This window comes from Azospirillum sp. TSH58 (genome assembly GCF_003119115.1).
Lineage (GTDB): Bacteria > Pseudomonadota > Alphaproteobacteria > Azospirillales > Azospirillaceae > Azospirillum.
The window spans coordinates 884,070-906,160 of record NZ_CP022367.1; the positions used below are offsets into that span (position 1 = coordinate 884,070).

Here is a 22,091-nt window from a genome sequence, read left to right on the forward strand (position 1 = left end):
GGTCAGGGATAGATGCGTGGCCGGTAGTCACGGTCGGCGGCGAGACGTCCCATGAAGGACAGGGCGTTGTTGTCCTTCACGCCGGGATAGAGCAGCACCACGGGCAGGTCGAAGGTCTTGCCGTCGATGTGCTTGAGCAGCGACGAGGTGCGGAAGAACGGGTAGAGGGCGCCCGCGCGGCCGATGAACACCACGGTGCGGTCCGGATCCAGCGTCTTGTCGGCGGCAAAGCGCTCGATACGGGCAATCACCTCGGAAGCGATGCCGCCTTCGCCCTCGACGACCGGAGAAATCTGTTCGGCGAGGTAGTTCAACGCCCGCTCCGGACTTTTCGCCCAGGTCCGACGTTCCCGCGCCGCGATGCTGGCGAGCGCGTCCTCGCCAAGTGACCGGAGCCGTTCCAGATACAGCGCCTGCATCGAGATGGACAAAACGTCCCATCCGTCCGAAACGAGGCTCTCGCTCAGCCGCCTGATGCCGGAGCGCAGGCGCAGCTCATCGCCCGGTCGATAAGCCAGAATGGCAAATCTATAGTTGCGCATGGCGCTAATCGCCGGCCCGCCCTCTGCCTTGAGATCGCGCTCCAGCGCTTCCAGGGCGACATCCAGCGGTGTGCGCTCGAACAGCGACCCACTCACAGTTCGGCCTCCGCCCAGGCCCGCAACGATGAATACTTCCATTCGATCTGAGTGAGACCACCCATCCGGTGCACCTTACCCCATTGCCCTACGCTGAGACGCTGTTCAAGCAGTACACCAGACAACCCTACCGAGCCAAGGTACGGATTCTCAAAAGGGGTACCTTCGAACTGTAACTCACGGAGCAGATGCAGGATGTAGCCGAGGGCCTTGTCAGGAATCCGCGGCACCGGAATGCGCCGGGGATCCGGTGGAGGTGTGACCAAGCCGGCCTCGGACACTGCGGAAAGCAGCTTGCCCGCCACTTGCCGGCAGGTGGAGGGACTCCAATCCTTGGGATTCGTGTCAAGAACCCACTGCAGCACCGGCTGGAAGCCAATGGTGGCGCCCGGGAGAAGGCGCCGGTCGACGAGCCAGCCTCCGGAGAACCGGCGGTAGAGCGGATCCGCAAGCTGCAAGTGCCAATGGCAGACGAGCCGGCGGGTTTCCGGTTCCATCTCAGGCCATGCCTTCAGAACCTCCAGGGCCGTCGGGAAAGCGGCATAGCGGGCCCGAAGATCGGCCATCAGCACGCGGATCCGTGCCAATGACTTGGCCCCGAACCAGCGCTCTTCGAACGCGCGCTCGCTCTGCGCCGCCGGCGCCTCACCGGGCAGCACATGGCGCCAGTACGCACGGCTCTCCTCGATGCCAAGCGCAAGCTTCTGAATACGGTTATGATACCGCACCGCCTCGGTGGCGGGCTTGTCCGCCGCCGAGGCGCCGTCCCACACGGTCATGCCGCGACCCGGTAGAAGGGCATGGGATACTCACCCGGCAACGGGCGCAGGGCGCCAACCAGATGCCGCATCATCACCTCAAGCGCATCTGGCGGCCGACCCGGCAGTTCCCGTCCAACCGGTGTGATCTTCGGCTTCGGCACATCGCCCAGGGAATCTACGAAGCGATCAAATGCTCCTTGATCAAATTCTTCGTCGAGATTGACTGGAAAGGTGAGCACTGCGCGCGGCTCTTCACCGGTCTGCTTCAAGATCCGCAGCCGCTCATTCAGCGCTTCGTCTACGGCGTAGCCCAAATGATAAATTGTCCGGACGTGGTCGTGGGCGGCCATATGGGTGCGACGGATGCGCTGATCGACGATCATCGCGGCGCGGCGAACAGCGTCGAGTTGGGCCCATTGGGCCGTTGCCGGCGTTGAGCGCTCGAAAAAGTCGCCACCGCCGTCCCGGTCCGTTAACCCGCAACTCCACCACCCGAGGCGGGACACGTCACCGCTTCCTTCCCCAGCCCAAGCAACGGTGATCTGCGATGCCAACACTGCATCCAGCACGCTGTTGGGTAGCACAACTTCATTCATCGCTCGCCTCACACGCTCTCCACGGCTTACGTGATAGCGCGCCAGCCGCCGATGATGCAAACCCGACCAGCAGGATTGGCCGCCTGCGCCGAGGCGATCCAGCGCCCTCCAAGGTCGAGCGAACAGGCTTCCCTGACGGCCGGGCTCGAACTATGCCAAAGGATACGGCTGTCACACTTGTGTGTCGCACAAGACCATGCGATATGTGGTGGAGAAGCGCGCAACCTGTTGATTTCTCTTCGTGCGGCGCCGCGCCGGTGAACGTAGTTGGGGGTCCTAGTCCCCCAACCAACTCTCACGACTTCCCATTAGAAACAGCCAATCGGTTCCGCCGCTCCTGCAACCATCCGCAGGTGGCGCCCATGGCTGCAGCCCAAAGCCGCTGCCCAACGCGCTCTCTGGCCTCGTCAGAGGATCGAGCATGGGCCGAGCCGCGCACCTTCTCCTCCGCCACCAGACTTGGCACTGACGCCGCCGCCCGCCTGTGCGCGTGGCCGGCTGAATACGCTGCCCCCCGCGGCTCAACGGCGCGCTGTGCTGCGCACACTGTCCGCCGCGACGGTCCGATGCTTGTATCCGGAGGCGTGGTGGGGTCGCCGGCGCCACCCCACACGACCACCCCACACGACCGGCCCGCGCGGTTTGACCATGCCGGAGCCGCCGGCCGTCATCTGGTCTTTGCACGCACCGTCGCCGTGACAGTCGCCCTCATCGGGTCGACCGTGCCGCGTCGAGCGCGTCCAGCGTACCGCGGATCAGAGCGATGCGGTCCGCCGTGCTGGCCTCCTGGGGCCGGACGGCAACCTTGACGCCTTCATAGAGCAGACCGGCCCCGGCGGCGTCGAGCGTTGCCGCGACATGGCCTCGATCCATCACGGACTCTCCAACCTGTTCACGGAGCGGCGGATGCACGTCGCTCCAGGCCGGACCGTAGGCGCCTTCGCGGCCGGTCGCGCCGGAGAACATCACTCCGCGCAGCAGCCCGGCCGAGCGCAGGCGGCGCGCGTGCCGCTCCGGAGCCGTTGCGTCGCGCTCCTCAATGGCGGATCGCCCCCAGTTCACGGCCATTCCCAGGGGCGTCGGCGCCGCCCCGGCTGCGGCCATCACCGCCTCGATCTCGACATCAAGGGGAAGCAGGCCCTTCTGCCACGGTCCGTCTGTGGGTCGGGCGTCGCAATGTTCGACGATAAGCGTCGCTCCGCCCCAGTCCCAGGACGCGATCTCCCGAAGCGAAGCCTCCAGCGCACAGCCCCCCTCCCCCGCCGCCGCGGCCGGAAGGGACGGGAAGGCGTGAACCTCGACCGCCAGGATGCGCTGCCCGCGCTCAACGAAGTCGGCGACCGCCCGGTGGGCCGCAGCGACCAGTTCCACGGCCCGGGCACGCCCGGCCGCATCGGTGGACGCCAGCCCGACCTTCGGGTCCTTCGCCGCGGCGGAAGCGGCGGCGCCGATCAGGGTCAACACATGCCGCCCCTGCCCTCCCCGGCGTTCCAACAGATCGGCCAGAATCGGGAAATCCTCGTCCCAGCCGGGCGCGCCCCAGGAGATTTCCAAGCCATCGACGCCGGGAAGATCCAGGACACCGTCCAGAAAGGCCCGGCGCTCCGCCGCGGCGTTCGGCTGGGCGGCGTAGGCGCCCACGACGCGAAACGGCTTTTGGTGGGAATTCATGATGCTGCTTCTCCGTCTTGGTCGAACCTGCCGGGGTTCGGACGTTCGGGACCGCTCCCGGTTCAGAGGAGCGACCCCGGTTCATGGATCGCGCCGAGGTCAGGCGCGGCTTTCGGAAGACCGAGCCTCGCCCCATTCGGCGTCCGTCGGCTTGCTCAGGTCGCGGTTGAGGGTCTCGGGCAGCGAATAGGTGACCAGGAAGGACACCAGCATGGTGAGGGCCATGTAGATCGCCACGGGAACCCAGGAGTTGGCGTACCAGGCCAGCAGCGCGGCGCTCAGCAGCGGCGCGATGCCGCCGCCGATGATGGACGAGAACTCACGGCCCAGCGTCACCCCGGCGTAGCGGTAGCGGCTGCCGAAGATCTCGGGGAAGAAGCTCATGTGCACGCCGGTCACGCCCTGGGCCGCGACCATGTAGCCGAAGACGATGATCGCGGTGATCAGAACGGGCGAACCGGTGTTGAGGCCGGGGAAGACGAGGAACGGCGTGACGGTGAGCAGGCCGGTCAGCACGAGGGTCATGCGGCGCCGGCCGAAATGGTCGGACAGCATGCCGGTCAGGAAGGCGGCGAAGGACGCGGCGATCGCGGCGGCCAGCTGCACCGGCGGGATGAAATGGGTGTCGACGCCCACCACGCTCACCAGATAGGTGATCATGAAGACCTGGTAGATGTAGGACTGCGTCGACACGCCCCAGTTCATCAGGATCACCTTGACCACGTTCTTCTTGCCGTGCTTGGCGACGACCTTGAGCGGGGCCTGGTTCTTGACGTCCACCTTCTTCTTCAGCTCGATGAAGATCGGGCTCTCGGCGAGCTTCAGCCGGATGACGAAGGCGGCGATGGTGACGAGGATGCTGCTCCAGAAGATCGCGCGCCAGCCCCAACTCATCAGCATGTCGGTGGGGAGTTGCTGGGCCCCGATCCAGGCGATGGCTCCCAGCGCCGTGCCGAACGCAGCACCCACCATGATCAGCGACGAGAGCCGGCCGCGCTGGCCGAGGGGGGCCGTCTCGGTCAGCAGCGTGGCGCCGCCCGACTGCTCGGCGCCCGCGCCGAAGCCCTGCAGGAAGCGGCAGAGAACCAGCAGCAGCGGCGCCCAGATGCCGGCCGTCTCATAGGTCGGCAAACAGCCGATGGCGAAGGTCGCCCCGCCCATCAGGAACAGCGTCGTGACCAGCACCCATTTGCGCCCATACTTCTCGCCGTAATGCGAAAAGAACAGCCCACCCAACGGCCGCGCCAGGAAGCCGATCGCATAGGCACCGAAACTGGCGATGATTCCCGCCGCCGGCGAGATCGTCGGAAAGAACAGCTTGCTGAAGATCAGGGCGGACGCGGTGCCGTAGATCACGAAGTCGAAATTCTCGAGCATCGTGCCGATGAGCCCGGCAAGCGCAGCCCGCCTGACGTTGGTGGCGTCGGCGGGGGTTGTGTCCTGGGAGACGGTGTCCGGTTGGGCGATGGTGCTGGATATCTCGGTCATAGGCTGCTTCCTTCACGAACCACCGGAACGGTGGAGTGATGATGTCACGCGACGCGTGACACGCGGTCGTGGGGCGCCACGGGGGAGCGGGTCCGACAGTGCGGCGCAGGGGAACAGGAGGGCCGTCCGCCCCCCGGCTGGTGGGGGGAGGCGGCGAACCGGTCTGGCGGGGATGGGTGGGTCCTAGCGGGGGAACACCACGTTGCGCAGCGGTTCGCCGGCCGCAAGACGGCCGATGTTCGCCGCGATGTCCTGCACCCGGCCTTCGAAGGTCTGGCGCGTGACGCCGGAGATGTGCGGGGTCATCAGGACGTTGTCGAGCGAGGCGAAGGGCAGCGAGGACGGCTGGGCGTGAGCGCCGCCGGTGGGATACTGGTACCAGACGTCGATGACGGCGCCGCCGATGCGCCGCTCCTTCAGCGCCTCGTAGAGCGCCTCGGGATCGATCAGGGGGCCGCGGCTGACGTTCACGAGCAGGGCGTCGGGCTTCATCGCCGCCAGCCGCGCGGCGTCGATCATGTGGCGGGTGTCCGGCCGCAGCGGCAGGCACAGCACGACGACGTCGCTCGCGGCGAGCAGACGGTCCAGCCCGTCGATGCCGGCCGCCCAGGTCAGCCCTTCCCGCTCCACATCGACCGGACGAGGCGTGACCGTGACGCCCGACGCGCCGAACGCGCGCATGAGCTGCCAGGTGCGCGACCCGATGTGTCCGTAGCCGATGATTCCGACGGTGGCCCCGGCCAGGGAATTCAGTTGATAGCGCTGCGATTCATAGACCGACGAATCCCAATGCCCGGTGCGCAGCGCGCGGTCCTGCTGCAGGAACTGGCGGCGCATGACGACGCTGGTCGCCGCCACATATTCGGCGATCGAGGATTCGTGGCAGAAGGTGTTGGCGCAGACGGCGCCCGTGGGAAGAGCCCCGGTGTCGATGCCGTCATAGCCGGCGCCGCCGACATGGACGAGGCGCAGGGAGTCGGCCGCGGCACCCATCGCGGCGGTGAAGCGGGGGCCGACGAAGACGTCGGCGCCCGGCAGATCGGCCACGACCGCCGCCTCGTCGAACGCCGGATGCCAGGAGAGAACGGTGCCCGCCGGAAGCCGGGCCTCCATCAGTGGGCGGTGCGGAACGAAGTTGGCGTCGGCAATGACGACGCGCCGTGGGTGTGGCGGTGGCGCGACGCCGTCGCGGTCGCCGGGCTGTGATGTCCCGTTGGGCATGGCACTCATGACTCCCTCTTGAGATTATTCGCTCGGCATCGTTTGGTGACGGAGCAACGCCGTCGGTGAAACCGATTGTCTGACCTGCCGCCTCCGCCGCCCGGCCCGGACCGCCCCGCGTTCCGAAAGCCGTTCGTCGCGGAGGTTTCCGTTGCGGCACCGCGCGGCCTCCCGAACCCCGGCGGCCTTGCTGGACGCGAAACCGGCGCCATTGGGATATTGGTACACTGGTCTTCTGACTCACTGGATAAGACAGCGTGCCAACGCCTGTCAACAGCATAACGCTGGGCATGCAAAATGTTGCGTTGGCGTGCGGCCAACGGTCGCAGCGCGACCCCATCCAAGCCACCGGCTTCGCCCGCCATGCGCCATGCCGACACCGTGGAAAGACGGCCAGCGCCGGTGACGTCGTTCCACCGGACTCCCCGCCGACCAGCCGAATGACGAATCAAGCCCCTGATATCGCTTGATTAATTTGGCGAGACCGCTGGATGCGACGCGCCGCGCGCCGACCTCCCATGCCGCGCACGCCGCGGGAAGATGTTTGCCCCTCCCACTCTTCGTGTTGACAAGCCGGCATGCGCGCCATAGCTATTAGACCAATAGACCAATTTGCTGTTTGGTTCACTGGAACCATGGCAGCGGACGCCCTCGAGACCGGACGGGCCCGTCTCCCTCCGATCCGCCCCTCCTTCGCCAATATCCCACGCGGCTCCAGGCGCGATGACGCGCCGGACCCCCATCAGGAGAAATCAGATGCGCGGCTGTGTTCTGCACGGACAAAAGGATCTCCGCCTCGAAGCCCTGGACGAACCGTCCCTGCGTCCCGGCGAGGTCCGGGTCAAGATCGCCGCCGGCGGGATCTGCGGGTCCGACCTCCATTACTTCTTCGAAGGGCGCGTCGGCGACTTCAACGTCCGGGAACCGATGGTGCTGGGGCATGAGATCAGCGGCGAGGTCGTCGAGGTCGGCCCGGACGTCACCCGGACCAAGGTCGGCGACCGCGTCGCCGTCAATCCCGGCAAGCCCTGCCATACCTGCCCGCACTGTCTGGGCGGCCGGGAGAACCTGTGCGCCAACATGATCTTCTTCGGCAGCGCCTCGCGGTTTCCCCATGTCCAGGGGGCCTTCCGCGAAACGCTGGTGGTGCGCGATTTCCAGTGCTTCCCGGTCCCGCAGGACACGCGGCACAGCAATCTGGTCTTCGCGGAGCCCTTCGCCGTCGCCCTTCACGCGGTGGCGCAGGCCGGCAGCCTGCTCGGCCGGCGCGTCCTGATCACCGGCGCGGGGCCGATCGGCTGCCTGATCGCGGTCGCCGCGCGCCGGGCGGGCGCCGGGCACGTCACCATCACGGACCTGTCCGACAACGCCCTGGAGATCGCCGCCAAGGTCGGCGCCCACGAGACGGTCAACGTCCTGTCCGACAGCGAGACACCCAGCCGCTGGCAGGCCGACCGCGGCTGCTTCGACGTGAGCTTCGAGGCGTCGGGCAGCGCCAAGGCGGTGGAGACCTGCGTCCTCAGCACGCGGGCCGGCGGCGTGGTCGTCCAGGTCGGCATGCTGGCGCCGGGCCTCACCCCGATCCCGCTCAACCGGCTGCTGGCCAAGGAGGTGACGCTGAAAAGCTCCTTCCGCTTCCATGAGGAGTTCGCCTGGGCCGTCGCCGCCCTGACGACGGGCGGCGTCGATCTGTCGCCGCTGGCCACGGCGCAGTTTCCGTTCGAATCCGCCGCCGAGGCGTTCGACGCCGCGCACGACCGCAGCCGGAACATGAAGGTGCAGATCGTCTTCGGGTGATCGCCCCCTCCTGACGAAGCCCTGCCACCGGGCCCGCCCGTTCCGGCGGGTCCTTCCGTGGAACCGACCGCTTGCGGACATCCGCAAGACCTTTGCGAGTGACCAATGAAAATCACGCAGCTGGAAACGTTGAGGACGGACGAGTTCTCCAACGTCGTTTGGGTCCGCGTCCACACCGACGCCGGAATCGTCGGCCTGGGCGAGACCTTTTATGGGGCGGGCGCGGTGGAGGCGCACATCCACGACGTCCTGGCGGCGCGCCTGCTCGGCAAGGACCCGCTGCGCATCGAGGCCCACGCCCGCGAGCTGGTGAATCTGCCGATGGCGCAATCCTCGACCGGCGCCGAGTACCGCGCCGCGTCGGCCATCGACCTCGCGCTGTGGGACATTCTCGGCAAGGTGTGCGGCCAGCCGGTGCACCAGATGCTGGGCGGCCTCTGCCACGACCGGGTGCCGGTCTACAACACCTGCGCGGGCTACGGCTATGTGCGGTCCAACAAGATCAAGCCGGTCGATACCTGGAACCTCGGTTCCAGCGAAGGTCCCTACGAGGATCTCAACGGCTTCATGACCGACGCCGGACGGCTCGCCGAGAGCCTGCTGGAGCAGGGCATCACCGGCATGAAGATCTGGCCGTTCGACCCCGCGGCCATCGCCAACGACGGACGCTTCATCACCGCCGAGCAGATGAAGCGCGCGGTCGAGCCCTTCGAGAAGATTCGCAAGGCCGTCGGCGACCGGATGCAGATCATGGTCGAATTCCACTGCCTGTGGAACCTCCCGACCGTCAAGAAGATTGCCCGCGTCCTCGAGGACTACGAGCCGACCTGGTACGAGGACCCGATCCGCATGAACTCGGTCAACGCGCTGGCCGAGCTGGCCGGCTCGACCAGCGTGCCGATCTGCGCCTCGGAGACGCTGGGCTCGCGCTTCCCCTACAAGGACATGCTGGAGGCCGGGGCGATCGGCGTGGTGATGACCGATCTGGTGTGGACCGGCGGCCTGACCGAAGGGCGCAAGATCGCCGCGCTCGCCGACACCTACCATCGCCCCTACGCGCCGCACGACTGCACCGGGCCGGTGGCCTATGTCGCCGCCGTGCACTCCTCGCTGTCCAACCCGAACACGCTGATCCAGGAGTCGGTCCGGGCCTTCTACACGGGCTGGTACACGGAGCTGGTGACCGAGGTCCCGCGCATCGTCGACGGCCATGTGCTGCCGATGGAAGGGCCGGGCCTCGGCACGGAACTCCTCCCCGCCGTCTTCGAGCGCTCCGACCTGAGCGTCCGCCGCAGCAGCCTCTGACCGGCAGTCTCCGGCCGGCAGTCTCTGGCCGGCAGCCTCCAATCGAAAGATCCGCCATTATGACGACCATGTTTGACCTGACCGGCAAGACCGCGCTCGTGACGGGATCGGCGCGGGGCCTGGGCAACGCCATCGCCGAAGGGCTGGCCGAGGCCGGCGCCGCGATCGTCCTCAGCGACATCAACCCCACCGCCCTGGCCGACGCCGCGGCGAAGGCGCGCGACAAGGGCTACACCGTCCACGAATCGGCCTTCGACGTGACGGACGAGGACGCGGTGGCGAAGGCCTTCGCCGACCTCGACGCGCAGGGGATCGCCGTCGACATCCTGGTGAACAACGCCGGCATCCAGATCCGCAGCCCGCTGGTCGATTTTCCGGTGGCGGATTTCCGCAAGGTCATCGACACCAACCTGACCAGCGCCTTCCTCGTCGGCCGCGAGGCGGGCCGCCGCATGGTCGCGCGGCGGGCGGGCAAGATCATCAACATCGGCTCCCTGACCAGCGAACAGGCCCGCGTCACCGTGGCGCCCTACGCCGCGGCCAAGGGCGGCATCCGCCTCCTGACCAAGTCGATGACCGCGGAGTGGGCGGAGTTCAACGTCCAGATCAACGCCATCGGTCCGGGCTACATCGTGACCGAGATGAACAAGCCCCTGATCGAGAACGAGGAGTTCGACTCCTGGGTGAAGAAGCGCACGCCGGCGCGGCGCTGGGGAAACCCGACGGATCTGGTCGGCACGGCGGTGTTCCTGGCCTCCCAGGCCTCCGACTTCGTCAACGGCCAGTTGATCTTCGTCGATGGCGGCTTCATGGCCATCTACTGACCTCGCAATGACGCATCCCGGCCCGCATCCGCGTGTGCCGGGAGAAGCGGAAAGCCGGCCCCATCGGAACAGGTCCGACAGACATGAAGCCGACCCCGTCGCGGCACGCCGCATCAACCGAACCGGTGGCCAAAACGGCGGCCGAAACGGCGGCGTGCCCCGCCGGGCGCGAGGCCGACGCATCCTGGCCTTGGCACGCGGACTCCCAAACGATCTATCGGGATCTGCGGAACGCCATCGTCTCACTCCACCGCCGGCCGGGCGAGACCATCGGCGAGCGGTCCCTTGGCGAGACCTATGGCGCCAGCCGCCCGAAGGTCCGGCAGGCCATCGACCGGCTGGCCGACGAACAGCTGGTCGAGCGCCACCCGCATCCGCAGCGCCATGAGGCACGGCTGCGGGTGGCGCGCATTCCCCTGCGGGCGCTGCCGGAGGCCGGCGAAATGCGCAAAGCCCTCGAAACCCGTGTCGTGCGTTACGCGGCCCGCCGGGCAACGCCCGATCACATCGCGCGGCTGCGCGCGTCCATCGAACGTCAGCGCGCCTGTGAGACGGCCGGAGACATCGAGGGTTTCCACGCGGCGGACGAGGCGTTTCACGCGCTCCTCTCCGAGGCTGCCGGTTATCCGGGCTTCTGGACGGCGGTCGGGAGGGTCAAAGCGCAGATCGACCGCTGCCGCCGCCTCGGCCTTCTGGTCTTCGGGGGCATGGGGCCGGCGATCGCCGAGCATGAGGCCATTGTCGCGGCCATCGCCGCGCGCGAGCCCGATAGCGCCGCCGCACGGATGGCCATCCACCTCGACGGCGTGACCGGGACGATCACGAAGCTGCGCGACGTGGTTCCGTGCTATTTTTACGAACCCGATATTTACGAACCCGATGACCCGCAGTCCTTGCGCTGAGACAAGCGCGAGGCTGCCCATGTTCCATGCCGCCGATCGGTGGTGGCGATCCCTTTCCGCCCAGGCCTGCGGTTGACTTGTCCGCTGCGGATGCCTAAAGAACTGGAGCGACAGCGTACCAGAGAACCAGTTCAGTGACCGGAGAGCGGCATGGATGACCCTGATTTCGACGTCTCCCGCCACCTGCAGAAAATCAAGGTCCGACGCCCGCCCGACATCATCATCGAGCAGATCAGCGACCTGATCGCCCGCCGGATCATCAAGGCGGGCCAGAAGCTGCCCGCGGAACGGGTGCTCGCCGAGCGCTTCGACGTCAGCCGCGGCACGGTGCGCGAGGCGCTCCGCCGCCTGGAATTCTTCGGGATCGTCCGAACCTCGCCGCAAAGCGGCACGGTGGTGGAAAATCTCAGCGAACATGTCCTGCTCGGCCTCATCAACAACATCCTCAACGCGGACGACACCAGCCCGGAGATGCTGATCGAGGTGCGCGGCGCCCTGGAGGCCTTGTCCGCCCGGCTGGCGACCGAGCGTGCGCACAGCGGCCAGATCGACGAGATACGCAAGGCCCAGCAGCGGATGCGCGAGCAGGCCGAGGCCAACGCCTACACCTTGGAGGAGGACCTTCTGTTCCACCTCAAGGTCGCGGAGGCGACCAACAACAACCTGCTCCGCTCGCTGATCGCTCTGATGGGGCCGGACGTGCTCCGCTTCTCGCACCAGCACGCCACCTACAAGGATGGCCGCATGCATGCCGCCGCGAACGAGCATGATGCGATCATCGACGCGATCGAGCGCCGTCAGCCGGAAGAAGCCGAACGGTTGATGAAGCAGCACATCGACAAGTCCTACGAGCATTACCGTCGTACCGGCGATTCCGGCGATCGTTCCGAGGACGACGAGGCCAAGAGCAGCAAGACGGTGCGCACCCGACGGGCCAAGGCATCGACATCCACGCGGAAGTCGGGGTGAAGACGGCCCGGTGTCAGGCGACACGGGTCCTTCCGCGTTTTCGGCGCCGCGTGAATCGGCTGTTCGCCGCCGAGCCGGTGCTGCCTGGCTCCGGCTCCGCGGCCGTTTGACCGCTTGCGGCTTCTGGCACGCACGATGCGTTCAACGATCCCCCATCCGCTCCGTGACCGTCCGCCGGCGCCGGATTCGGGGGGTGCCGGCGGGCCGGTCCCCCACAGTTCCGCTCAAAACTGCCAGTTCGCCGGGACCCAGGCGTAGCCGCCGTCCGTCTTGAGCATCCGGCCGAGGCCCGGAAACGGAAAATGGAACCCCAGCACGGGAATGCGGTCGGCGGCCGCCCGGTCGAAGATGCGCCGGCGCGAGGCGAGCGCGGTGTCCTTGTCGCGATCGGGACCGGGACGCCATGGATTGTCGACATTGACGACCGGGTGGTAGGCGAGGTCCGCGGTCAGCAGCAACTGGTCGTTTCCGGAATGGACGAGGAAGGTCGCCATGCCCGGCGTGTGGCCGGAGGCGACGATCGTCGTGAGGCCCGGCACGATCTCGGCACCGGCGTCATAAAGCTCCACGTCGCTCTTGACGGGGTCGAGGCTGCTCTTGATGGCGGCGGCGAAGCGCAGACGAAAATCCTGCGGAACGGGCATGTAGGACAGATCGGGATCGTTGCGGACGAAGAATTCCCAGTCCGCCCTCGGCACGAAGACGGTGGCCCTGGGAAACGCCTTGCCGCCGTTCGCGGTCCTGAGATTGCCGACATGGTCGGGATGGGTGTGCGAGATCACGATGGCGTCGATGTCCGCGGGGCCGAGCCCGATCGCCGCGAGGTTCTGAAAAACCCGTCCGCCGTTCGGCCCCATCGTCGCGCCCGCACCGGCCTCGACGAGGATGCGCCGTCCGCCGGTTTCGATCAGAAGGGTGTTCAGATTCAACGTCATGTGGTCCGTCGGCAGGAAGGCGCGCCGCAGCACCTCCTGAAGCTCCGCTTCGGGCGCATCGCTCGCATAGACGCGGGGCGGACCGCCGATCACGCCGTCGCTCAACACCGTCGCGCCGATCTCGCCGACCTGGAAACGGTAATGGCCGGGGTTGCCGGTCGCGGGCGTCGGCGCCGCCTGCCCAAGCGCGCCCCCACCACCGGGAAGGAACAGGGACGATGCGCCGACGACCGCGGACAGCATGATTTTGCGTCGGTTCAGAGTGAGGGCATTCATCGGTGTTTCCTCCCAAAGGGGGCGCCCTCTTCCGGCCGCGGGACCGGGAGTGACCAGTGACGGACGGCGATCAGGACGCGACGATCAACCGCAGATCGACCATGACACGGCAAGATTGCGCTGATAAGCTCAGCAAATGTGATCGGCTTGATTAGGCCAGCTTCGCAATGAACCCAATTCGCTTGGACAGCTTCGATGTGTTCGCCGCCATTGTGCGCTGTGGCGGCTTTCGCGCGGCGGCGCTCGAACGGGGCGTCTCGTCATCGGCCTTGAGCCAGACGATGAACGCCCTGGAGGAGGCCCTTGGCATCCGGCTGCTCAACCGGACGACGAGGAGCGTATCGCCGACGGAGGCCGGGCAGCGCCTCCTCGATCGTCTGGCCCCGGCGTTGAACGATATCCAGCTGGCGATCGCCGAGGTCGACGAGCTGAGGGACAGCCCGTCGGGCACGCTGCGGATCAACGCGCCGGCGCCCGCCGTCGATCATCTCCTGTGTCCGCTGGTCTTCGACTTCATGGACGCCTATCCCGAGGTGAAGATCGAGATCATCAGCGATGCCGCGGTGATCGACATCGTTGAGCAGGGTTTCGATGCCGGCGTCCGGTTCGGCAAGCAGCTGGCGCAGGACATGATCGCGGTCCCGCTTGGGCCGTCGCTCAGATATGCGATCGTCGCGTCACCCGATTACATCGCCCGACACGGGCGGCCGGAGACGCCGCATGCCCTCGTCGGGCATGACTGCATAAGGCGGAGGTTCCCCGGCGGCACCCTCGTCACATGGCGGTTCGCCCATGGGACCGACGCGTTGGAGGTCACCCCCACCGGACGCCTGACGGTCAGCACGGTGCACAACGAGCTTCAGGCCGCCCTGGCCGGCCGGGGCATCGGCCACGTCCTGGACGACTACGCGAAACCTCACGTCCAGGACGGTCGGCTGGTGGAGCTTTTCCCGGAGTGGAGCCCCAGCTTGCCGCACTGGTACCTGTATTATCCCAACCGCCGCCTTCCGAGCGCGGCCATGCGGGCGTTCCTCGATCACATGAAGGGCTACGACTGGCAGGCCGGCGGCTGACCCCGCGGGTGGGGCCGGAAGGCCGGGGGATCAGGCCATCTTCTGGACGACGGTGGCGATGCTGGAGCCCAGGTCACCCAGCGTCTTGACCGTCGAGCCGTACTCGTCCGCGTATTTCTTGAGAATCGTCTTCCAGTCGGCGTTTGGAATCGCGTCGTAGGTGGACGGGTCGAACGCCCGTCGCGCTCCGTCGATCATCGCGTCCAGGCGCTTCAGGTCGGCGCGGGCCGCGTTCAGCAGGGGGGTGAGGCGGTCGATCAGATCCTTGTACTGCTTCACCTTCTTGACGAGAGCCAGGATGGAGGCATCCTCGGTGACGGCGATTCCATCGATCTTCTTCTGATTGAGGATGCGCTCGACGTCTTCGTATTTGGCCTCCGCCGCGCGAAGCTGCCGCTCCAGCTTGTTCACCGACTCCGCCATGAGGTAGCGCCGGCTCTCAGCCCGCTCGACCACCTTCATCGCCTCCTGCGCGCCGCTCCGGTGTTTCGCCACCGCGCTTTGCAAGGCGACCACCTCGTCCGCGCCGTCGTTGAAACTGTCGTAGGCCGCCTTCCCTTCCTTGACCACGTCGAGCGTGATCTTGGCGCCCGCCACGACCAGGGGCAGCGCCGCTCCTCCGGTCAGCACCGTGGCCGTGATGGCGAGGGCCGTCGCCGTCAGAGCGAGAACGATCTTTCCCACCGTCTTGGCGTAGACCTTCCACTTCATGTCTTCGAGCATCTTGCGCACGGCCGCGTCCAGGCCGGCAAAGGCCTTCTTCACGATCAGCTTCATGACCGTCGCGATGCCGCCGACGATTCCCCCGAAGCGGTCGGCGGCCCGCTGCTCCATGGTGTCGTTGATCGTGTTCAAAAACAAAAACAGGTTGCGGCCGTCGATCTCGTGCTTTGCGATCTTTTGATCCCACGCCTGGATTTGCTTCTTTATTTCGGCAACCGTCTTCTCTTCGGTCTTCATCAACTCCTGAATGGCGTCGCGCACATTCTTGTTGAAAAGATCGACCACCTTCTTCGGTATCGGTCTTCCCGATGGGTCGGTTTTCGGGGAGTCCCAGGAAAACTCGACATCCACCTTGTTGTTGTTTCCGGAAAATTCGAAATATTTGTATTTCCCGTACTCGTAGGCGAATTTTATCGACTGGTCCGCCATGCTGTCCATCCCTCCACCGCAAAATGCCGCAAGGCGTCGTCCAGCCGGGAAGACAGCCATGACAACAGGGTGATCTCCCGATGAAAACAGCGGAAGGAGAATTGCCTCCAGTTGGGATCGAACACGCTCGCAACCCCAACATTCCTGCGCAGGATGATGTCTCGGGGCACAGTTGATCCGGCGGCCGGCGATCCACCCGGTGGACCACGCGCCCGTGACGAACGGCGCCGCGCCATCGTCACGGTCGCGGGCTATGGACCGGAATGGACCCTAGTCCTACAGTTGAAGTTGCTCGGTCATGAGCTGTGATACGCCCGGGCGACGGCCTGATGGGTTCGCCGCCACACCGACCAACCGAGGATCAGGGTGAGCCCGGGTGGACACTGCCTCTGGAAGGCGGTGATGAGGTGGCGGATCCTGCAAGCGGAACAGGCGCAACCGGGCCCAGTCGGAATAGCGCTGCCCCTTGGCGCCGACACCGGCGCTCAGCCGCTTCCAGCCATCCTCCGGCACGAGGTCGGCCAAGGCCGAGGCCTTGAAGTGGGGGAACTCGCGCTCAGCGGTCAGGACGTTGATCACCTCGTTGCCGCGCACCGCCAGCAGGTAGGAAATCCCGCGCTGCTCCAGCAGCACGCGCAGGCTCTTGTCCGAGCCGTAGTCGGCCGGGATGCGGCCCTCGCGCCGATGCGCGTCGCCCAGCCAGCCCTCGGGCAGGTCGAGCCGACGGTCGACCAGCGCGTGGCCGCGGTCGGTGGCGTAGGCCAGGAACACGCCAACCTGGCAGTTGTCGATACGCCCGGCGGTGCCGGAGTATTGCCGGGCTACGCCTACGGAGTGCTCGCCCTTCTTGAGGAAGCCCGTTTCATCGACGATGAGCACACCGTCACGGCCGAGTTGCTCGACGACGGAGGCGCGGCATATGTCGCGGATGCGATCCTGGTCCCACAGCACGTGGCTGAGCACCCGCCGCGTGCTCCAGGGCCGGGCGTCGCCGATCTGTTCGGCCAGTTGCCAGCCGTTCTTGCGCTTGGCGCCACCGAGCAGCCCTTCCGGGTACTTGCGGGCCTGCCGACGCGGCTCGGCACGCGCGAACTCACCAGAAATGCGGCCGAACAGCTCATCGAGCCGCGCCGGCCAACCCGGCAACACATCCAAAGTTCTGCTCATGGGAGCCTCCAAAAGCGGAGACTCCGTTCAACAGTTCGCACCCTTCAGCCTCTCAGGCTCAACTGTAGAACTGAAAATTGTAGATCGGCGTCCGCACTCTACGCCGGCCGGTGCGCTATCCCGTTGATCCGTCATATTTATCCTGGCCTGAATTGCACGCCGGTATACACCTTTGGGAATCCCCACCGTGAGTCAGCGGTTCGGCTGGCCGATTTAAGTTGATAATAGAAAAAATCAAATTGTGGATCTGGGTTACGGTTAATTTTTGGTTGAGATGCATACTCCTGACACATTTCCTTGAACAGTCTGCGATCAAAACATCTTCGGATTAGCGATAGCAATGTTGACATCATAACCATGATCTGCAACCTCAGGGCTGGAACAACCCTTGATCGAAAGCTCGCGCGCGTGATCCTGCGTCTTCTTCGCCCCGCCCTGGCTCTGGCCATACCGCTCGCGCTGGGTGCGTGCGTGACCACGCAGGGCAAGTCGGGGGCTGGCCTGCCCTTTCTGGAGCCATTTGCTTACGACACCCTCTCCACGTTCAAGACCAACAAAGGTGAGGGGTCTATCCGCAGGTTGCGCTCCGACGGCACGTTCGACCTGCAACCCGGTCGCAATTACTACGGCATTCCGCTGCATGGCGTCACTCGCATCGACGACGTGAGCGCCCTTGAGAATGGACGGGAGACCACCGTCATCGTGAAGGGTGCGACGAACGAGTGCGCGGTGCATTACGGCGTGCATGTCATCAAGGGCGACGCCGTCGAGAGCCATCGTATCGGAGATTGCAGTTCACCGCTGACCTTCTCGAAGACGTCGGACGGAGGTTTCGTGGCGCAACAGGGACAAGGTCCTGCCGCTCTGGTTTGGGGTTACAAGCCCCACAAATGGGTTTCCGGGCCGGTCACCCTGGCGTCCATCGAGAAGCCCTCCAAACCGCCGAAGCCCTCCTCTTCGCGGCGGACGACCGCCTCGACGTCGCGGTCCCAGGAACCGCGGAAGCCTGCGTCGGGATCGCCGGCGGCGCACACCGCATCGGCTCCCGCCGCGCCGCGTCAGAGCCCCAACCAGATTGAGCTGCCTCCCATGCTGGAACCCACCGCAAAGCCGGCGGACGTGACCGTATGGGAAATCAAGACCCCTGCCCCTTAATAATCGGACAGTCCCGGCATACGTTATGATGGCCAACAAGCGCATAATGACGGTTTTCCTACTGACCGTCACGTTCCTGTACTTGCTGTTCGAGCTGGGTTTCAGCGCACGGCTTCTCGACGCATCGGGTGGCTTGGCGGACATCGACGAAATCAAGCACATCGAACACTGGGGACGGGCGCTCTCGGGCATCGCGGCAGCTTTATTCTGCTGGGGGTTTCTCCTTAAGCGCCCGTGGTCGTATGGGAAGTTCGCCGCGGCGCTGGTGGCCTTGATCGCGGTCTGGATCCCACTGATGTTTGCCATTCAGCAGCATATCGTGGAGTCTGCCATCGAGCGTCTCGACGGCGGGCAGCGCCGGGACGCTTCGTTCCTTGTGGTCGCCACACGTTTCATGCTGGGTGGAAACCTGCGGGTGGCCAATCTGGACCTTCCTGAAGACGCGTGGAACGATCCCGCCGGGAAGGCCTTCATTGCCGTTTTCCCTGTGCTGGCATCCTCCTTGCCCAACCTGGAAACGGAAGCGAAGGGCATTCTTCGCGCCACGTTGCGCAAGCACCTGACGCAGGGCTGTACGGTTGGGAAAAACGGGTGCTTCGGGTCCTTCGAGGAGTTCAACAACGAAATCTGGCGGCCGGTCATCGGCGAGGTTTCCGAATCGTTCAGGAAATACAGCAAGGGCGTCAATGACTACGCCGATGCCATCGATCGCATTCCGGCGGAGCAGGAGCGCGCCTGGCGGGATTACGTTCGAAAGCTGAGCGAGAAGCGATACACACCGACGAGCGTTCCGGCGCGCGGATGGTCCCGTGTGCGCTCAGAGGTCCGATCCATGGGCGTTCCGGTGTCCGACACCTGGGCTCCTTCGGACCGGGCCGGCTTCAACGCCGCGGTCGCCACCGCTGTGCGTCGGAGCGCCGACGACGCCTATGAGAAGGGGATGAAAGCGAACCTGGGCGACGTTCTTCCTCGCACGCTTACCCCGGCGGCGTTCATGCGCCACCCGGCCATTCAGAGCACCATCGTCGAGAAGATGGGCGTCGCGGAGCTTCGTGTGCCCCTTGACTATGTCGTGGCGCCGCAAGACGTCATGAAGCGGATCTATCTGCCGCTGATCACTGCCGCCACGGACCACAGCTTTGGCATCTACACCGCGGCCATGCACGAATTCGACGTGGGTGGGCGGCATGAAGAGCTCGGCCGGCAGGCCGCCGAACGCCTGATCGTTCCCCCCTTGGCTCTGGTCTTCTCGCTGATCGGAGGCCTCGGCCACCTTTCGAAGTCCATTTTCCTGGGCACTCTCTTGCTGTCCCGTCGCCGCGGCATCGCATGGGCGGCTTGCCTCACCGCTCTGACGCTCGGGTTGGTCGGCGGATACCATTACAAGAACCCGGTATCGGTCAGCCCTGTCTACACCGATCTTGAGAGCCAAGCCGCTGCGAACAGCGCCTTCTATGTCCCTTGGGCGTTGCGATGGATCGTCCAGACCGAGCCCGTATCCTATCCGATCGCTGAAGCGATCCGCCGCCATGCGCTTGTTGGCCTCACCTATGGCTACGTGCCGAAGGAACTGCCCAAGGCCGCGCCCGCGAGCGGCGAAGAGGCCGTGACGGAAACGGTGGCTGTCCCTCCCGTCGGAGACGATGCCGTCAAGCTGGAAGCGGCGGCGGCAGTTGCCCCTTCAGCATGCGTCAGCGAGTTCCACGCCCATCGTGGGGTTCGGCCTCATGCTGAGAATACTGCCGCCGCCATCCAGGCCGCCGGTGCGGCCGGGTTCGACGCTGCGGAAATCGATGTGCAGCCACTCAAGGACGGGTATTGGGCCGTTCACCACGACGCTGTGACCGGCCGCGCCGTGGTAGGCGTGAAGAAGCCAGCCTCCGCTCTCACCGCCGAGGAATGGAAGCAACTGCGCGCCGTTGACGCCCGTGGCAAATCGGTCGGCGCTCCCTCCTTGATGGATGAGGCGATCGAGGCCGCCAACGCCGGCCATGTGCGGCTGCACATCGAGGTGAAGGCCCCGGTGTCCTGCCGGCAGATCGACAACCTGATCGCCATGACGCGCGGGCTTGAGAAGGCACCATATTGGTCAACCGCGTTCCCGTCGGCCGCCCGTTGCCTCGCGGCCCGCTCGGTCGAGCATCTCGGGATTGTGGTCGGACCGCAGGAACCTGGAGGCAAGCTGTCGCGCGGCATCGAGAAAGGCCAGGAGATCGGCGATCGGCTCGGGGTCGATACCAGCCGCCTTCGCAAGGCAGCCGACGGCGCGTATGAGCAGGTCTCCAATCGCAGCTTCCTGAGCCAGGACGGCATCGCCGAAGCCGCTGGCCTGGCTGCCGGCGCCAAGCGGCGGGCGCTGCACATTCCCCATACCGATCTCAGCCCAGCCCTGATCCAGCGCGCCAAGGCCAACGGCCTCACGCTCGCCGTGTACGCCGGAAACGGGGACGAAGCGGGTATGGCGGATGCGATCAAGCGCACCGGCGGCTTTGCTCCCCTGTTCATCATCACCGATGAGCGGCCGGAGTATTTCTGCCCGACCAAATCCGCCCCGTCCAAGGCGTCGCCATCGGTTCGTGCTCAGGACGTCAAGCCGGCCTCCTCCATGCCCGACATGATCAATGGGGCCGCCGCACTCCTGGATACGGCCACGCTCAATGTGTCCGGGCACACCTTGCCTCTCGCCTACGTCACGGCCGTGCCGCACCAGCGAGCCATCGAAACCGCCCAGGCGTTTTTGAAGGACTCCGGCGACGTCTCATGCCGGCGTGCGGAGGGTGAAACCTACAGCTGCCTGCTGCCTCGGAAAAACCTGGACTTGGCCGAAACCCTGGTCCTGTCCGGGCTGGCCAAGGCAAAACCGGGCGCCCCGGACAACATCGTCAAGAGTGAAGCCAGCGCCAGAACAAACAAAACTGGCATCTGGAGCATTCAGCAATAAAGCAAGCCGCGGACCAATATTTTCCGCGCTCATCCTCGGCAACAGATACACATCAAGGGAATACAATGAAGGCGAAAACTTTTGGCGTGATTGCCGCTGTGGTGTGCGTACCGCTGGTTCTGTCCGGGTGCCAGACCACAAAGATGTCTTCGGCCGAATGCAGAATGACCGGCACCGGCCTCGGCGCTTTCGTAGGTGGCATTGCCGGCGCCGCTCTCTTCGGGCAGGGGGGCGGCAAAATCGTCGCCGGTCTTGCCGGTGCCGCCGTCGGGGCGCTGATCGGCAACCAGATCGGTTCGATGCTCGACTGCCAAGACCAGCAGGCCGTGGTGCTGGCGAACCAGCAGGCCGGCAACGCGACCACCGGCAATGCCATCTACTGGACGAGCACCACGGGCGAGAAGTCGATGGAGGACTTCCGCCGCACCCAGTCTGCCCCGATCAAGCTGGCCAACGCGCCCGCTCCGAAGAAGCCCACGCCGGCGAAGGCGTCCAGCGAGAAGCAGAAGGACCGTTCCGTCCAGTCGAGCGCGACCGCCAAAGCCGGCGGCAAGGCGACGGCTGCCAACGACCCCTGGGCCATCCAAGAGCCGATCAAGTCGGCTGGGCAGTCCGGCATGTGGGGGTGGACCGAGCCCGTCAGCGATCCCGCCATGCAGGCCGACGGCCGCTTGTGCCGCGACCTCAAGCAAACGGTCGTTGACCCGCAGGGCAACCAGACGTCCGAGGTGGTCAAGAGCTGCCAGGACGACCAGCAGCGCTGGACCGTGGTCTCGCGCTAGGGGGTGAGCGCGGCACCCCAACGGGGTGACCGGGCGGCATCTGCCGAACAATCGGCTCGGAACGGGTTTGGCCTGGACCATCGCCCGTCCCCGAGCCGCCAAACATGACTCGCCAACTTCACATCAAGGATGCTCGATCATGGGTCTGTTCAAATTCGACCGCCTACTGACCCCGTCCATCATCAAAGTCCTGTTCTACATCGGGGTGATCGCCTCGGTTATTTCCGCTTTCACCATTATCAGCTCGGGCGTCGCTATGATGCAGTGGCAGGTCTGGGCCGGGCTGGCCTCCATCGTCGGCGGCTTGCTCCTGGTGTTCGTCGGCATCATCGCCAGCCGCGTGGCGACCGAGATCATCATGGTCCTGTTCATGATCCGTGACGAACTGGTCTGGCAACGCCAATCACGCAGCCAGGCGACCCCCGCGGAGTAACAAGC

19 protein-coding genes are annotated in these 22,091 nt (G+C 65.7%); 10 read left to right on the forward strand and 9 right to left on the reverse strand.

The features are described 5' to 3' along the window. Positions 1 to 2 precede the first annotated feature (2 nt). The 6 genes from TSH58p_RS25500 to TSH58p_RS25525 all read right to left on the reverse strand — a co-directional run bounded on the left by TSH58p_RS25500 (position 3) and on the right by TSH58p_RS25525 (position 6,267). Positions 3 to 638 (reverse strand): BREX protein BrxB domain-containing protein, encoded by a 636-nt coding sequence (locus TSH58p_RS25500; protein WP_109072016.1) that lies wholly within the window; start codon positions 636 to 638, stop codon positions 3 to 5. Then, a complete protein-coding gene (locus tag TSH58p_RS25505) occupies positions 635 to 1,417 on the reverse strand; it encodes a BrxA family protein (RefSeq protein ID WP_109072017.1) in 783 nt (260 codons plus the stop codon). The genes TSH58p_RS25500 and TSH58p_RS25505 overlap by 4 nt, the downstream gene beginning before the upstream one ends. Continuing rightward, entirely contained in the window at positions 1,414 to 1,995 is a 582-nt protein-coding gene (gene brxE, locus TSH58p_RS25510; protein WP_109072018.1) for a BREX-6 system BrxE protein, read from the reverse strand. Before brxE ends, TSH58p_RS25505 begins: the two co-directional genes overlap by 4 nt. Before the next feature lie 708 nt (positions 1,996 to 2,703). Continuing rightward, entirely contained in the window at positions 2,704 to 3,666 is a 963-nt protein-coding gene (locus TSH58p_RS25515; protein ID WP_109072019.1) for a DUF4862 family protein, read from the reverse strand. A gap of 99 nt (positions 3,667 to 3,765) precedes the next feature. Then, positions 3,766 to 5,154 carry an MFS transporter gene (locus TSH58p_RS25520; protein WP_109072020.1) on the reverse strand — a complete coding sequence of 463 codons (1,389 nt, stop codon included), beginning with the start codon at positions 5,152 to 5,154 and terminating at the stop codon, positions 3,766 to 3,768. A gap of 183 nt (positions 5,155 to 5,337) precedes the next feature. Beyond that, a complete protein-coding gene (locus TSH58p_RS25525) occupies positions 5,338 to 6,267 on the reverse strand; it encodes a 2-hydroxyacid dehydrogenase (protein ID WP_109072021.1) in 930 nt (309 codons plus the stop codon). Positions 6,268 to 7,131: 864 nt separating this feature from the next. Between TSH58p_RS25525 and TSH58p_RS25530 the strand changes: the two genes are divergently transcribed. The 5 genes from TSH58p_RS25530 (at position 7,132) to TSH58p_RS33370 (ending at position 12,172) form a co-directional block, all read left to right on the forward strand. Next, positions 7,132 to 8,172: an L-idonate 5-dehydrogenase gene (locus TSH58p_RS25530; RefSeq protein WP_109072022.1), complete on the forward strand. Its 1,041-nt coding sequence runs from the start codon at positions 7,132 to 7,134 to the stop codon at positions 8,170 to 8,172. 105 nt (positions 8,173 to 8,277) lie between these two features. Continuing rightward, positions 8,278 to 9,477, forward strand: a complete 1,200-nt coding sequence (locus tag TSH58p_RS25535) for a mandelate racemase/muconate lactonizing enzyme family protein (protein WP_109072023.1) — start codon at positions 8,278 to 8,280, stop codon at positions 9,475 to 9,477. 59 nt (positions 9,478 to 9,536) lie between these two features. Further along, entirely contained in the window at positions 9,537 to 10,301 is a 765-nt protein-coding gene (locus tag TSH58p_RS25540; RefSeq protein ID WP_109072024.1) for an SDR family oxidoreductase, read from the forward strand. A gap of 83 nt (positions 10,302 to 10,384) precedes the next feature. After that, positions 10,385 to 11,203 (forward strand): GntR family transcriptional regulator, encoded by an 819-nt coding sequence (locus TSH58p_RS25545; RefSeq protein WP_109072025.1) that lies wholly within the window; start codon positions 10,385 to 10,387, stop codon positions 11,201 to 11,203. A gap of 150 nt (positions 11,204 to 11,353) precedes the next feature. Beyond that, the gene (locus TSH58p_RS33370) at positions 11,354 to 12,172 is read left to right on the forward strand and encodes a FadR/GntR family transcriptional regulator (RefSeq protein WP_158282645.1); all 819 of its coding nucleotides are present in this window, start codon (positions 11,354 to 11,356) and stop codon (positions 12,170 to 12,172) included. 224 nt (positions 12,173 to 12,396) lie between these two features. Here the strand turns inward: TSH58p_RS33370 and TSH58p_RS25555 are convergent, their stop codons facing one another. Next, entirely contained in the window at positions 12,397 to 13,383 is a 987-nt protein-coding gene (locus TSH58p_RS25555; RefSeq protein ID WP_109072026.1) for an MBL fold metallo-hydrolase, read from the reverse strand. A gap of 167 nt (positions 13,384 to 13,550) precedes the next feature. Between TSH58p_RS25555 and TSH58p_RS25560 the strand changes: the two genes are divergently transcribed. After that, positions 13,551 to 14,456, forward strand: coding sequence for a LysR family transcriptional regulator (locus tag TSH58p_RS25560; RefSeq protein WP_109072027.1), 906 nt, complete (start codon positions 13,551 to 13,553; stop codon positions 14,454 to 14,456). A gap of 30 nt (positions 14,457 to 14,486) precedes the next feature. Here TSH58p_RS25560 and TSH58p_RS25565 read toward each other — a convergent pair whose 3' ends face one another. Together TSH58p_RS25565 and TSH58p_RS25570 are read right to left on the reverse strand one after the other, a co-directional pair. Next, positions 14,487 to 15,608 (reverse strand): hypothetical protein, encoded by a 1,122-nt coding sequence (locus TSH58p_RS25565; RefSeq protein ID WP_109072033.1) that lies wholly within the window; start codon positions 15,606 to 15,608, stop codon positions 14,487 to 14,489. 276 nt (positions 15,609 to 15,884) lie between these two features. Further along, positions 15,885 to 16,775 carry a transposase gene (locus TSH58p_RS25570; RefSeq protein WP_109072028.1) on the reverse strand — a complete coding sequence of 297 codons (891 nt, stop codon included), beginning with the start codon at positions 16,773 to 16,775 and terminating at the stop codon, positions 15,885 to 15,887. A 357-nt stretch (positions 16,776 to 17,132) separates the two neighbouring features. Here TSH58p_RS25570 and TSH58p_RS33375 point away from each other — a divergent pair, with 357 nt between their 5' ends. The 4 genes from TSH58p_RS33375 to TSH58p_RS25585 all read left to right on the forward strand — a co-directional run bounded on the left by TSH58p_RS33375 (position 17,133) and on the right by TSH58p_RS25585 (position 22,086). Continuing rightward, positions 17,133 to 17,930: a hypothetical protein gene (locus TSH58p_RS33375; protein ID WP_146205937.1), complete on the forward strand. Its 798-nt coding sequence runs from the start codon at positions 17,133 to 17,135 to the stop codon at positions 17,928 to 17,930. 25 nt (positions 17,931 to 17,955) lie between these two features. Continuing rightward, the gene (locus TSH58p_RS25575) at positions 17,956 to 20,871 is read left to right on the forward strand and encodes a glycerophosphodiester phosphodiesterase family protein (RefSeq protein WP_109072029.1); all 2,916 of its coding nucleotides are present in this window, start codon (positions 17,956 to 17,958) and stop codon (positions 20,869 to 20,871) included. 65 nt (positions 20,872 to 20,936) lie between these two features. Beyond that, on the forward strand, positions 20,937 to 21,653 hold the full coding sequence (locus tag TSH58p_RS25580) for a glycine zipper 2TM domain-containing protein (protein ID WP_109072030.1): 717 nt from the start codon (positions 20,937 to 20,939) through the stop codon (positions 21,651 to 21,653). 139 nt (positions 21,654 to 21,792) lie between these two features. Then, a complete protein-coding gene (locus tag TSH58p_RS25585) occupies positions 21,793 to 22,086 on the forward strand; it encodes a DUF4282 domain-containing protein (protein ID WP_109072031.1) in 294 nt (97 codons plus the stop codon). Positions 22,087 to 22,091 lie beyond the last annotated feature (5 nt).

Bases quoted from the DNA above. Each gene is read 5' to 3' on its own strand.
- TSH58p_RS33370 (WP_158282645.1), top strand. From the start codon at position 11,354: ATGGATGACCCTGATTTCGACGTCTCCCGCCACCTGCAGAAAATCAAG.
- TSH58p_RS25555 (WP_109072026.1), bottom strand. From the start codon at position 13,383: ATGAATGCCCTCACTCTGAACCGACGCAAAATCATGCTGTCCGCGGTC.
- TSH58p_RS33375 (WP_146205937.1), top strand. From the start codon at position 17,133: ATGATCTGCAACCTCAGGGCTGGAACAACCCTTGATCGAAAGCTCGCG.
- TSH58p_RS25565 (WP_109072033.1), bottom strand. From the start codon at position 15,608: ATGGCGGACCAGTCGATAAAATTCGCCTACGAGTACGGGAAATACAAA.
- TSH58p_RS25525 (WP_109072021.1), bottom strand. From the start codon at position 6,267: ATGGAGGCCCGGCTTCCGGCGGGCACCGTTCTCTCCTGGCATCCGGCG.
- TSH58p_RS25585 (WP_109072031.1), top strand. From the start codon at position 21,793: ATGGGTCTGTTCAAATTCGACCGCCTACTGACCCCGTCCATCATCAAA.
- TSH58p_RS25575 (WP_109072029.1), top strand. From the start codon at position 17,956: ATGATGGCCAACAAGCGCATAATGACGGTTTTCCTACTGACCGTCACG.
- TSH58p_RS25505 (WP_109072017.1), bottom strand. From the start codon at position 1,417: ATGACCGTGTGGGACGGCGCCTCGGCGGCGGACAAGCCCGCCACCGAG.
- TSH58p_RS25540 (WP_109072024.1), top strand. From the start codon at position 9,537: ATGACGACCATGTTTGACCTGACCGGCAAGACCGCGCTCGTGACGGGA.
- TSH58p_RS25560 (WP_109072027.1), top strand. From the start codon at position 13,551: ATGAACCCAATTCGCTTGGACAGCTTCGATGTGTTCGCCGCCATTGTG.
- TSH58p_RS25570 (WP_109072028.1), bottom strand. From the start codon at position 16,775: ATGAGCAGAACTTTGGATGTGTTGCCGGGTTGGCCGGCGCGGCTCGAT.
- TSH58p_RS25545 (WP_109072025.1), top strand. From the start codon at position 10,385: ATGAAGCCGACCCCGTCGCGGCACGCCGCATCAACCGAACCGGTGGCC.
- TSH58p_RS25535 (WP_109072023.1), top strand. From the start codon at position 8,278: ATGAAAATCACGCAGCTGGAAACGTTGAGGACGGACGAGTTCTCCAAC.
- TSH58p_RS25580 (WP_109072030.1), top strand. From the start codon at position 20,937: ATGAAGGCGAAAACTTTTGGCGTGATTGCCGCTGTGGTGTGCGTACCG.
- TSH58p_RS25515 (WP_109072019.1), bottom strand. From the start codon at position 3,666: ATGAATTCCCACCAAAAGCCGTTTCGCGTCGTGGGCGCCTACGCCGCC.
- TSH58p_RS25520 (WP_109072020.1), bottom strand. From the start codon at position 5,154: ATGACCGAGATATCCAGCACCATCGCCCAACCGGACACCGTCTCCCAG.
- brxE (WP_109072018.1), bottom strand. From the start codon at position 1,995: ATGAATGAAGTTGTGCTACCCAACAGCGTGCTGGATGCAGTGTTGGCA.
- TSH58p_RS25530 (WP_109072022.1), top strand. From the start codon at position 7,132: ATGCGCGGCTGTGTTCTGCACGGACAAAAGGATCTCCGCCTCGAAGCC.